Source organism: Streptomyces sp. NPDC030222, from assembly GCF_055573115.1.
The window spans coordinates 254,003-265,834 of sequence record NZ_JBVICA010000007.1 but is presented as its reverse complement, the minus strand read 5'-3'; the positions used below and the strand labels follow the sequence as shown (position 1 = coordinate 265,834).

10 protein-coding genes are annotated in these 11,832 nt (G+C 72.1%); 3 read left to right on the top strand and 7 right to left on the bottom strand.

What is annotated here, in order from left to right:
• Positions 1-81: 81 nt before the first annotated feature.
• Entirely contained in the window at positions 82-1,311 is a 1,230-nt protein-coding gene (locus ACZ4Z5_RS13735) for a geranylgeranyl reductase family protein (protein WP_468261296.1), read from the bottom strand.
• Between the two features lie 164 nt (positions 1,312-1,475).
• On the opposite strand from ACZ4Z5_RS13735, the gene ACZ4Z5_RS13730 reads away from it, so the two are divergent.
• Together ACZ4Z5_RS13730 and ACZ4Z5_RS13725 are read left to right on the top strand one after the other, a co-directional pair.
• Complete coding sequence (locus tag ACZ4Z5_RS13730) at positions 1,476-2,840, top strand: M20/M25/M40 family metallo-hydrolase (protein ID WP_468261294.1); 1,365 nt, start codon at positions 1,476-1,478, stop codon at positions 2,838-2,840.
• Positions 2,841-2,915: 75 nt separating this feature from the next.
• On the top strand, positions 2,916-3,626 hold the full coding sequence (locus tag ACZ4Z5_RS13725) for an MBL fold metallo-hydrolase (RefSeq protein WP_468261291.1): 711 nt from the start codon (positions 2,916-2,918) through the stop codon (positions 3,624-3,626).
• On the opposite strand, the gene ACZ4Z5_RS13720 is transcribed toward ACZ4Z5_RS13725, so the two are convergent.
• Both ACZ4Z5_RS13720 and ACZ4Z5_RS13715 read right to left on the bottom strand, forming a co-directional pair.
• A complete protein-coding gene (locus ACZ4Z5_RS13720; RefSeq protein ID WP_468261289.1) occupies positions 3,585-4,619 on the bottom strand; it encodes an NUDIX hydrolase in 1,035 nt (344 codons plus the stop codon). The two genes, ACZ4Z5_RS13725 and ACZ4Z5_RS13720, sit on opposite strands and share 42 nt — an antisense overlap.
• A gap of 743 nt (positions 4,620-5,362) precedes the next feature.
• The gene (locus ACZ4Z5_RS13715) at positions 5,363-6,358 is read right to left on the bottom strand and encodes an ROK family protein (protein WP_468261286.1); all 996 of its coding nucleotides are present in this window, start codon (positions 6,356-6,358) and stop codon (positions 5,363-5,365) included.
• A gap of 192 nt (positions 6,359-6,550) precedes the next feature.
• Between ACZ4Z5_RS13715 and ACZ4Z5_RS13710 the strand changes: the two genes are divergently transcribed.
• Positions 6,551-7,543, top strand: a complete 993-nt coding sequence (locus tag ACZ4Z5_RS13710) for a LacI family DNA-binding transcriptional regulator (protein ID WP_468261509.1) — start codon at positions 6,551-6,553, stop codon at positions 7,541-7,543.
• A gap of 203 nt (positions 7,544-7,746) precedes the next feature.
• On the opposite strand, the gene ACZ4Z5_RS13705 is transcribed toward ACZ4Z5_RS13710, so the two are convergent.
• The 4 genes from ACZ4Z5_RS13705 to ACZ4Z5_RS13690 form a co-directional block, all read right to left on the bottom strand.
• Positions 7,747-9,048 carry a DUF6986 family protein gene (locus ACZ4Z5_RS13705; protein WP_468261283.1) on the bottom strand — a complete coding sequence of 434 codons (1,302 nt, stop codon included), beginning with the start codon at positions 9,046-9,048 and terminating at the stop codon, positions 7,747-7,749.
• Positions 9,049-9,199: 151 nt separating this feature from the next.
• Positions 9,200-10,162, bottom strand: coding sequence for an electron transfer flavoprotein subunit alpha/FixB family protein (locus ACZ4Z5_RS13700; protein ID WP_468261281.1), 963 nt, complete (start codon positions 10,160-10,162; stop codon positions 9,200-9,202).
• A 58-nt stretch (positions 10,163-10,220) separates the two neighbouring features.
• The gene (locus tag ACZ4Z5_RS13695; protein ID WP_468261278.1) at positions 10,221-11,006 is read right to left on the bottom strand and encodes an electron transfer flavoprotein subunit beta/FixA family protein; all 786 of its coding nucleotides are present in this window, start codon (positions 11,004-11,006) and stop codon (positions 10,221-10,223) included.
• Between the two features lie 190 nt (positions 11,007-11,196).
• Positions 11,197-11,796: a flavin reductase family protein gene (locus ACZ4Z5_RS13690; RefSeq protein ID WP_468261275.1), complete on the bottom strand. Its 600-nt coding sequence runs from the start codon at positions 11,794-11,796 to the stop codon at positions 11,197-11,199.
• Positions 11,797-11,832 lie beyond the last annotated feature (36 nt).

Below are 11,832 nucleotides of genomic sequence, written 5' to 3'. Positions count from 1 at the left end.
CACCGCGCGCCCGGCCGGACCCGACCGGTGCGCGGCGCGCCGCGCACCCGGCCGCGTTCCCCGCGCCGCCCGCCCCCGCTCCTACCGTTCGTCCAGCGCGGTCAGCGCCCGCCGCGCCAGCGGGCTGCTGCGGACCATCTCGGCGAGGGACGTGGAGCCCCGTGTGATGCCGGCGAACACGTTCCACGCGGGCCGGAAGCCCGTCATGACGGCGTGCAGCAGCCCCGGCCTTCGCTCGAAGGCCTTGAGCATGCGCCTGCCCACGCCCATCTCCACGCCGAGACCCGCCTTGATCGCGAAGGCGTAGTTGAGGGCCTGCCGCCGCGCGTCCACCGCGTCGTGCGCCTCAGCGATGCGTACCGCCCACTCCCCCGCGAGGCGGCCCGAGCGCAGCGCGAACGAGATGCCCTCCCGGGTCCAGGGCTCCAGCAGTCCTGCGGCGTCACCGCAGACCAGCACGCGCCCGCGGGACAGGGGGGAGTCGTCACTGCGGCAACGCGTCAGATGCCCGGAGGAGATGGACGGCTCGAATCCGGCGAGACCGAGCCGGGCGATGAAGTCCTCCAAGTAGCGCTTGGTCGCGGCGCCCTCGCCGCGCGCGGAGATCACACCCACCGTGAGGGTGTCGCCCTTGGGGAACACCCAGCCGTAACTCCCCGGCATCGGTCCCCAGTCGATCAGGACCCGGCCGGCCCAGTCCTCCGCGACGGTCGGCGGCACCGGGATCTCCGCCTCCAGGCCGAGGTCGACCTGGTCGAGCTTCACACCGACGTGCGCGCCTATCCGGCTCGCGCTGCCGTCCGCCCCGACGACGGCCCGGGCCAGGACGGTCTCGCCGCCGGCCAGCACCACGGCGACCGTGCGGCGGTCGGGCACCGCGGGCCCGTGCTGCTCGACCCGTGACACCGTCGCACCGGTGCGCAGCTCGGCACCGGCCTTCTGGGCGTGCTCGACCAGTGCCGCGTCGAACTCGGGCCGGTTGATCAGCCCGAAGAGCATGCGGCGGGAACGCCGGGTCCTGGCGAGCCGGCCGCCCAGGGAGAACGTGACGGCGTGCACCCGGTCGAGGAGCGGCAGCTCGAAACCGGGTGGCAGGGCGTCCCGCGAGGGGCCGATGATCCCTCCGCCGCACGTCTTGTATCGGGGCAGTTCGGCCCTCTCCAGAAGGAGCACCCGCCGGCCGGCCACCGCTGCCGCATAGGCCGCGGAGGCGCCCGCCGGTCCTGCTCCCACGACGACGACATCCCACACCGGCATGTCGTGCCCGGTCGCGGCGGCCTCGGTTCCGGCGTCTGCGTTCTCGCTGCTCACGATGTGCTTCTGCTCCTGATCCCGACGAGTTACTCGTGGTTGCCCTCGGCATCCTACGGCGCTGAGCGATCTTCCCCACTGTGGGAGGATCGTTCATGCGTACGCGATACGTACAGGTAATCGCACGCACACATGACAACGCCGCACTCACGAGGAGCGTGCCCATGACCGCGAGCCCGATCGCCGCAACCGTCGCCGCCCTGATGCCCCGTGCCAGGACGGAGCTGGCGGAGCTGGTGGCCTTCCGGTCGGTGGCGGATCCGGCGCAGTTCCCGAAGAGCGAGTGCGAGGCCGCGGCGAACTGGGTGGCGGACGCCCTGCGCGCCGAGGGCTTCCAGGAGGTGGTCCTGCTCGACACCCCGGACGGCACCCAGTCCGTCTACGGCTTCCTGCCCGGTCCCGAGGGCGCGCCGACGGTGCTGTTGTACGCCCACTACGACGTGCAGCCGCCGCTGGACGAGGCCGCGTGGGTCTCCCCTCCTTTCGAGCTGACCGAGCGGGACGGCCGCTGGTACGGGCGTGGCGCCGCCGACTGCAAGGGCGGCCTGATCATGCATCTGCTGGCGCTGCGGGCGCTCAGGGCCAACGGCGGTCTTCCGGTGGGCATCAAGCTGATCGCGGAGGGTTCGGAGGAGCAGGGCACCGGCGGCCTGGAACGCTATGCCGAGGCTCACCCCGAGCTGCTGGCGGCCGACACGATCGTCATCGGGGACACCGGCAACTTCCGCGTGGGGCTGCCGACGGTCACGTCGACGCTGCGCGGCATGACGATGGTGCGCGTACAGATCGACACCCTGGACGGCAATCTGCACTCCGGGCAGTTCGGGGGTGCCGCGCCCGACGCGCTCGCCGCGCTGATCCGTCTCCTGGACTCGCTGCGCGCCGAGGACGGTTCGACGACGGTCGACGGGCTGCCGGCGGATGCGGCGTGGGACGGGGTCGACTACCCGGAGGACGACTTCCGCAAGGATGCCAAGGTGCTCGACGGGGTCCGGCTGATCGGCGGCGGTTCGGTCGCGGACCGCATCTGGGCCCGGCCGGCGGTGACCGTCATCGGCATCGACTGCCCGCCGGTCGTCGGAGCCACGCCGTCGCTCCAGGCGAGCGCGCGGGCCCAGATCAGTCTGCGGGTGCCCCCCGGTCAGGACGCGGCCGAGGCGACCAAGCTGCTGATCGCGCACCTGGAGGCGCACACACCGTGGGGCGCCCGGCTCACGGTCGAGCAGGTGGGCCAGGGACAGCCGTTCCGGGCTGACGTCACCAGCCCCGCGTACACGGCGATGGCGGACGCCATGAGGGTCGCGTACCCGGGTGAGGAGATGCAGACCTCGGGCATGGGCGGGTCGATCCCGCTGTGCAACACGCTCGCCTCGCTGTACCCGGAGGCGGAGATCCTGCTGATGGGTCTGAGCGAGCCGGAGGCGCAGATCCACGCGGTGAACGAGAGCGTGTCGCCCGGGGAGTTGGAGCGGATGTCGGTCGCCGAGGCGCTGTTCCTGCTCAACTACGCAGCTTCGAAGGGGAACTGACGCTCCGCCGAGAGCGAAGACCGCTGAGAGCGTAGATCCGTACGGCGGGAGAGGCGCCCGCCGTACGGTCGGCGTATGGATCTCGTAGAAGTGCTTCCGCGGCTGCACATGTTCCGCTTCCCGGTCGGCCAGGCGTATCTGTGGCGTGACGGGGACGAGCTCACGCTCGTCGACGCGGGGAACGTCCATGCCGCGCCCCGGATCGAGGACGCGATCCGGGGACTCGGACTGCGGCCGGACGGCATCCGCCGCATCGTTCTCACCCATGGCCACCGCGACCACGTCGGAGCGGCCCAGGAGCTCGCGGACCGGTACGGCGCCGAGGTGGTGGCGCATCCGCTGGACGCCCCGGTGATCCGCGGCGAGCGTCCGGTGCCCGAACCCGTGCTGCTCGACTGGGAGGTCCCCCTGTACGAGCACGGCCTGACGGTCCCTCCCGCGCCGCCCACCCGGGTGGACCGTGAGGTGGTGGACGGCGAGGTGCTGGACTTCGGCGGCGGGGCGGTCGTCGTGCACGCGCCCGGTCATACGGACGGCTCGATCGCGGTCCATCTGCCGGAGCACGGGGTGCTGTTCACCGGCGACACCGTCGCGGGCGTCGGTGGGGTGATGCCGGGCGTGTTCAACGTCGACCGGGGGCAGGTACTGGCGTCGTTCCGCAGGTTCGCCGCGCTGGAGCCGTCGGTGGTGTGCTTCGGCCACGGGGACCCGCTGACCGCGGACGCGGCGGCGGTGCTCCGCGCGTCAGCCGACCGGGACGCCGGCCTCCAGGTTGAGCACGGCTGAGCGCTCACGGGCCCGCAGGGCCCAGCGCAGCCGCTCGTAGCGCACGGGAGGCAGCATCCCGGCGGCCTCCTCCTCGGTGGCGAAGCACCAACCGCGCAGTTCGGCGCCGGGAAGGCGCACTCCGCCGGCTTCCGCGCCGGAGAGCCGCCCGCCGTCGAACAGCAGGCGCAACCCCCCGAATGCGGGCGGCCTGGGGGGTTCCCAGTCCACGACGAGCAGTCGCGGCACCCGCCCGAGCCGGATACCGAGCTCCTCGGCCACCTCCCGGATCCCCGCGCGTGCAGGAGCCTCGCCCGGTTCCACCACGCCCCCGGGGAACTCCCAGCCGGGCTTGTACGTCGGGTCGACGAGCAGCACGCGGTCCTGTGCGTCGAAGAGCAGCACACCCGCGGCCACGGTCTCCCTCGTGGGTTCCGGGGTCTGGACGATCCCGCAGGCTCCCGCCTCCCCGCTGTGGACCGCTTCGGCGATGACCCGGGCCGTCTCGCCCGGCGTGAGGGCGCTGTTGTCGACGGTGTAGGCATCGGCGGCCAGCCAGGGCAGGGCCGCCCGGTAGGCCTCGGTGCTTTCCTGTGACCCGTGCGGCGCCCGTTCCCCGGTCTCCGGGGCGTCCGGTGCCCCCAGGGTGGCGCCACGTCGCCGCAGGATCGTTTCATCGGAGGTGAGCAGGACATGGTGGACGGGGATCCGGCGGGCGGCGAGCCCGCCGAAGATCTCGTCGCGGTGTTCCTGGCGCAGCAGCGTCATGGGCACCACGAGTACGCCGCCCAGATCGGCGAGCATCGCCGCCGCGGTGTCCACCACCAGCCGCCGCCATATGGGCAGATCCCGGTGGTCACCGACCTCGTCGAGCCGCTTCTGCGGCAGCAGCCGGCGCAACGCTCCGCCGATCACCTCGGGGTCGTAGCACGTACTGTTCGGGATCAGGTCGATCAGCTCACGCGCGACGGTCGTCTTCCCCGCGCTGAACGCACCGTTGATCCAGACGATCACGGGTCCCCCTCTTCCGTAGCCCTCAGTGGCTTGCCCGCAACACCCTGCCACGAAAACCAATCGGGTTCCCCGGGACGCCCCCGCCGCAGTGCAGTACGCACGGCGCTGCGCAGGCCCACCAGCCGGATTGGCGGTCCGTAGCAATGCCATGGCAGACTGTCATGTGCACGCCCGGCACCCAGGCGATGTCGAGCACCCTCCTCGGTGGGGTCGCGAGACCTCACCGACCGGCGTCCGGAGGGACGTGCCACGAGGGCTGTCCGCTCCTGCCGTCCAGCACCAGGGCACGAAGGCGATCGGCTCACATCCCTGAACGACACCGGTGATCACCAAGCCAATCAGAGACGCTGCGACCGGAGCGAGCAGGGGCTGATACGGGGCTGCGGGGACACACACCGATCGTGTGCACGCCGAGCGGGCGTCAACTGTGTTTTCGCTGCCCAGCGGAGTCCGGCCGGTCGCTGGAGGCCGGGCCCGGGGGGCGTCAACTTGAGTCGCCGGCCGTCGTCCAGAAGCATGGCTCCGAACCACCAGCCGGTCCGGCCCCCAAGTTGCCCTGGACATCCCCCCGTTCACGCAGGTCCCGGGCCTGGCCGTGGGATTTGGCATCAACCGTCTCGACCGCCCTGCATCCCCGGCATTACGCGGGTCTGTCGGCACCGCCCTCACGGGTGCGGCGGATACGGGACGGCGAGCCGAAGAGGCCGGGCGTCGGACGGCCGTCCGACGGCACGGCCGTCAGGCTACCGGCGCCTCTCACGGCCGCCCGAGGACACGATCTCCCGCCCTGCACCGCCGGCAGCGGCGCGCCCCGCGGCGAGCGCAGCAGCGGCGGCGCCGACCAGGCCCGCGTCGGTGCCCATGCGGGCAGGGGCCACCTGGACGTCCCGGGCGAACGACAGCGTGGCGTAGTCGCGCAGGGAACGGCGCAGGGGCGCGAAGAGGACCTCACCCGCGCCGGCCACGCCCCCGCCGATCACGGCAATCTCGATCTCCACCAGGGAGGCGGTGGCCGCGACCCCGGCGGCCAGCGCCTGTGCGGCGCGTTCGAAGGAGGCCACGGCGACGGGATCGCCGGCGTGGGCCGCCGCGGCGACGGCGGCGGCCGAGGTGTCGGCGTCCGGTCCCGGTATCCAGCCGTTCGCGAGGGCCCGGCGGGCGATGTTGGGGCCGCTGGCGATCCGCTCCACACAGCCGCGGGAACCACAGGGGCACCGGTCCCCGTCCAGCTCCACACAGACATGGCCGATGTGACCGGCGTTGCCGGTGGGGCCGGGGTGGACGCGTCCGCCGAGGACCAGTCCGCCGCCCACCCCGGTCGAGACCACCATGCACAGCGCGTTGTCCCGGCCCCTGGCCGCACCGAGCCAGTGCTCGGCGGCCGTCATCGCGACGGCGTCGCCGACCAGTTCCACCGGCAGCCGCCCGCCGGTGGCCGCCAGGACCCGGCTGACGAGCGGAAACCCGCGCCAGCCCGGAATGTTCACCGGGCTGACCGTGCCCTCGGACGCATCCACCGGACCCGCGCTCCCGATCCCGACGGCCGAGACGCCCGCCCACAGCGGAGACCGCGTCAGCTCGCCGAGGACGGCGTCCAGCGCCCGTGCGACCGTCTCCCCGTCCTCGCCTGCCGGGGTCGGCCGCTGCGCCCGGACGAGGATCCGGCCGGTGTCGTCGACCAGGGCTCCGCCGATCTTGGTGCCGCCGATGTCGAGCGCCGCGACGAGGTCGGTGTGCATCTGTTCGGGATCTCCAGGTGAGCTGGTTGCGGACGTTTCCGATCACCAGTCTCCACTGCCCTGACAACGTTGTCCAGGGCCTATGCTCAAAGGCACAGAGTCGCACACACGACCCGACGACGAACAGGACAGCGCACTGTGGCCTCGCCTACCGCCCGACGCCCCGAGACCCGTTACGGCAACCGGCCGACGATGAAGGACGTCGCCGCCCGCGCCGGGGTGGGCCTCAAGACGGTGTCCCGGGTGGTGAACGGCGAGCCGGGCGTCACCCCGGACACCGAACGGCGCGTGCAGGAGGCGATCGAGGCCCTGGGCTTCCGCCGCAACGACAGCGCCCGCGTGCTGCGCAAGGGCCGGACCGCCAGCGTGGGCCTCGTCCTGGAGGATCTCGCGGACCCCTTCTACGGACCGCTCAGCCGTGCCGTCGAGGAGACGGCCCGCGCCCACGGGGCCCTGCTGATCAACGGTTCCAGCGCGGAGGACCCGGAACGCGAGCAGGAGTTGGCCCTCGCCCTGTGCGCACGACGCGTGGACGGACTGATCGTGATCCCCGCGGGCCGCGACCACCGCTACCTGGAGCAGGAGATCGCGGCGGGCGTGGCCGTGGTGTTCGTCGACCGCCCCGCCGGGATGATCGACGCCGATGTGGTGGTCTCGGACAGCTTCGGCGGCGCCCGGGAGGGCGTGGCCCATCTGATCGCCCACGGGCACCGCAGGATCGGCTTCATCGGCGACCACCCCCGCATTCACACCGCCACCGAGCGGTTGCGCGGCTACCGTGCCGCGATGGCCGATGCGGGGCTGCCCGTCGATCCCTCCTGGGTGTCGCTGGGTTCGACCGGTCCCGAGCGGGTCCGGGGGGTCGCCGAGGAGATGCTGGAGGGGCCCGACCCCGTCACCGCGATCTTCGCCGGCAACAACCGGGTGTCGGTCACCGTGATCCGGGTCCTGGCCGGGCGCGAACGGCCGGTCGCACTGGTCGGCTTCGACGACATCGAACTCGCCGATCTGCTGCAGCCGGGGCTCACGGTCGTCGCGCAGGACGCGGCGGCGCTGGGCCGCACGGCGGCGGAACGGCTGTTCCGCCGTCTCGACGGGGCGTCCGACGCACCGTCACGGACCGTACTGCCGACGGTGCTTGTCCCCCGGGGGTCGGGCGAGATCCCTCCGCCCTCGAACCGGTAGCCGTCGTCGGCCCGGACCGGCACGGTCGCCGTCGTCGTGCGGCTCTCCCGACATGATCGAGGAAGTCGCCGGATCCGCTCCATGGCCGCTTCGGCCATGTCCCGGCCGGAGTGAGCAGCCGGGCATGGAGGCTCCGCCGGGCCCGCTCCGGTGCCGCGTGGACCGACGCGGCCCGTGGCGAAGTACGACGGCCCCGCGATGAACTACCGCGGCCCCGCGGTCAGCGTCCCGGAGCGGCGCGGGATCGCGAAGGCGTCGAGTTCGGCGCGGGTGAGGCCGGTCAGCCGGGTGACCTCGTCGTCGTCGACGGCGCCGCAGTCGAGGCCGCGGACGAGGTATCCGCCGAGGGCCTTCGCGGTGGCCGGTTCGTCCATGACGTCCCCCTCGACCTTGGCGACATAGGCCCTGAGACGGGCGGCTGCCTGTTCCAGGCCTTCGCGGTAGAAGGCGAACACGGCGGCGTAGCGGGTCGGGAGGTGCCCGGGGTGCATGTCCCAGCCCTGGTGGTAGGCGCGGGCGAGGGCTCGCCGGGTGAGACCGTAGTGGAGCCTCCAGGCCTCGTGGACGTGTTCGGTGGTGCCGACGGGCAGGACGTTCGTGGAGCCGTCGGAGACGCGGACGCCGGTGCCCGCGGCGGCGACCTGCATGACCGCCTTGGCGTGGTCGGCGGCGGGGTGGTCGCTTGCCTGGTAGGCGGCGCTGACGCCGACGCAGGCGCTGTAGTCGAACGTGCCGTAGTGGAGGCCGGTGGCGCGGCCCCCGGCTGCGCCGATCATGCGGGCGACGGTGGCGGTGCCGTCGGCGGCCAGGATGGCCTGGCTGGTCTCGATCTGGATCTCGAAGCCGATGCGGCCGGGGGGCAGGCCGTGGGCCTCCTCGAAGGCTTCCAGGAGCCTCACCACGGCGGTGACCTGCTCGGTGTAGGTGACCTTGGGGAGGGTCAGCACGAGGCCGTCGGGGAGGCCGCCGTGCGCCATGAGGCCGGTGAGGAAGACGTCGAGGGTGCGGATACCGCGGTCACGTACGGCGGCCTCCATGCACTTCACGCGGATGCCCATGTACGGTGCGGCCGTGCCGTCGGCGTACGCCTCGGCGACGAGACGGGCGGCGCGGGCGGCGGCCTGGTCTTCCTCGGCATCGGGTCGCGGTCCGTAGCCGTCCTCGAAGTCGATCCGGAGGTCCTCGACCGGTTCGCGCTCCAGCTTGGCGCGTACGCGGCTGTGGACGGGCTCGGCGAGCTCGTCTGGGAGCCCGAGCACGGAGGCGAGTGCGCGGGCGTCCGGGGCGTGTTCGTCGAGCGCGGCGAGGGCACGGTCGCCCCACGAGCGGATGGTTCCGGCGTCGAAGGCGTCGGCGGGGACGTAGACGGTGTGCACCGGCTGGCGGGTGCCGGGGTCGCCCGGGTAGCGGCGGGCGAGTTCTGCGTCCACGGGTGCGAGGGAGGCGCTGATGCCCTCGCTGACCGCGCCCGCGAGGCTCGTTGCGACGTTCTCCTGCTGAACCATGGCCATTACCCTCCAGCTTTCCGCGTCACGGAATCAGGAATCCGCATGGCGAAGCTATCCGGGGCACCTGATCTGCGTCAATGGTCGCCCGAATGGCGACGGGGCCGCGCGGTGTGTCACCACGCGGCCCCGTGCCCGTTACGAGCGGAGGTCAGCCCTTGCGGGCCTTGACCTCCTCCGTCAGCTGCGGGACGACGTCGAAGAGGTCGCCGACGACGCCGTAGTCGACCAGCTCGAAGATCGGGGCCTCGGCGTCCTTGTTGATGGCCACGATGGTCTTCGAGGTCTGCATACCGGCCCGGTGCTGGATCGCGCCGGAGATGCCAGAGGCGATGTACAGCTGCGGGGAGACCGACTTGCCGGTCTGACCGACCTGGTTGGAGTGCGGGTACCAGCCGGCGTCGACGGCGGCGCGCGAGGCGCCGACGGCGGCACCGAGGGAGTCGGCCAGCGCCTCGATGATCACGAAGTTCTCGGCGCTGTTGACGCCGCGGCCACCGGAGACCACGATCGCGGCCTCGGTCAGCTCGGGGCGGCCGGTCGACTCGCGCGGAGTGCGGGAGACGATCTTGGTGCCGGTGGCCTTCTCACCGAACGTGACCGACAGGGCCTCGACCGCGCCGGCGGCCGGAGCGGCCTCGACCGGAGCCGAGTTCGGCTTCACGGTGATGACCGGAGTGCCCTTGGACACACGGGACTTGGTGGTGAAGGAGGCGGCGAACACCGACTGGGTCGCGACCGGACCCTCGTCGCCGGCCTCGAGGTCGACGGCGTCGGTGATGATGCCGGAACCGATGCGGACCGCGAGGCGGGCCGCGATCTCCTTGCCCTCCGCGGAGGACGGGACCAGCACGGCGGCAGGCGAGACGGCGTCGTAGGCGGCCTGCAGCGCGTCCACCTTCGGGACGACCAGGTACTCGGCGAACTCGGGCGCGTCGGCGGTCAGGACCTTCACCGCGCCGTGCTCGGCGAGCGTGGCGGCGGTGGCCTCGGCACCGGAGCCGAGGGCGACGGCGACGGGCTCACCGATGCGGCGGGCCAGCGTCAGCAGCTCGAGGGTGGGCTTGCGGACGGAGCCGTCCACGTGGTCGACGTAGACGAGGACTTCAGCCATGGGGTTGTTCTCCTGCGAATGCGAAGTTTCTGGGGGCTGTTGCGGGGACGGCCGAAGCTCAGATGAACTTCTGGCTCGCGAGGAACTCCGCGAGCTGCTTGCCGCCCTCGCCCTCGTCCTTGACGATGGTGCCGGCGGAACGGGCGGGACGCTCGGCCGCGGAGTCGACCGCGGTCCAGGCACCCTCCAGGCCGACCTCCTCCGCCTCGATGTCGAGGTCGGAGAGGTCCAGGGACTCCACCGGCTTCTTCTTGGCGGCCATGATGCCCTTGAAGGACGGGTAGCGGGCCTCGCCGGACTGGTCGGTCACGGACACGACGGCCGGCAGGGAGGCCTCCAGCTGCTCGCTGGCGGTGTCGCCGTCGCGGCGGCCCTTGACGGTGCCGTCCTCGACCGAGACCTCGGAGAGCAGGGTGACCTGCGGGACGCCCAGGCGCTCGGCCAGGATCGCGGGGAGCACGCCCATGGTGCCGTCGGTGGAGGCCATACCGCAGACGACCAGGTCGTAGCCGGTCTTCTCGATGGCCTTGGCGAGCACGAGCGAGGTGCCCATGACGTCGGTGCCGTGGAGGTCGTCGTCCTCGACGTGGACGGCCTTGTCGGCGCCCATGGAGAGCGCCTTGCGCAGCGCGTCCTTGGCGTCCTCGGGGCCCACGGTCAGCACGGTGATCTCGGCGTCGTCCGCCTCATCGGCGATCTGCAGCGCCTGCTCGACCGCGTACTCGTCGAGCTCCGAGAGCAGACCGTCCACGTCGTCGCGGTCGACGGTCAGGTCCTCGGCGAAGTGCCGGTCGCCGGTGGCGTCGGGCACGTACTTCACACAGACAACGATCCTCAAGCTCACGCCGGCTCTCCTACTGCATCGTCATAACTGAGCTGCCTTCTTGCAGGCAGCATAGGCGCCTGAAGGGGCGATTCCCGATCGGGGCGGCCGCCGCTCCGAACGAAATATTACTCGCCAGTACACCCAGGTGTTCCCCCCTGAGCAAGCGCTTTGAACTGTGACCTTCGCAACGCTGTGTAATCGGGAACTCTCAGTCCCTCAGAGCGTTGAAGCGGCCCTGGTGGTACAGCAGCGGCCGGCCAGCGCCTGCGGGATCACCGGCGACGGCCTCGGCGATCACGATGCGGTGGTCCCCGGCGGGCACCCGGCCGACGACCCGGCACACCAGCCAGGACAGTACGCCGTCCAGCAGGGGGACGCCCTCGGGACCGGGGCGCCAGCGCGTGGGCGGGGCGAACCGTTCGGCGCCGCTGCGCGCGAAGGTGGCGGCCAGCTCGCCCTGATGCTCGCCGAGTATGTGGACACCGACGTGCCCGGCCGTCGACACGGCAGGCCAGGTCGACGAAGCGGTCCCGATACCGAAGGAGACCAGCGGCGGCTCGGCGGCGACCGACGTGAGCGAGGTCGCGGTGAATCCGAAGGGACGCCCCTCGGCCGATGCGGTGATCACGGCAACGCCCGCTGCGTGCTGCCGGAAGACGGAGCGCAGGAGTTCGGGCGAGGCCGGTTCGAACGAGGCCGGTTCGAACGAGGCCGGTTCGAACGAGGCCGGTTCGAACGAGGCCGGTTCGGACGAAGTCGGTTCGGGCGACGCGAGCAGGGCGATGTCGAGGTCAGAGGTTGCCGTCATGGAGTTGTCCTTCTGGGTGGGCGGCGTGCAGGTCCG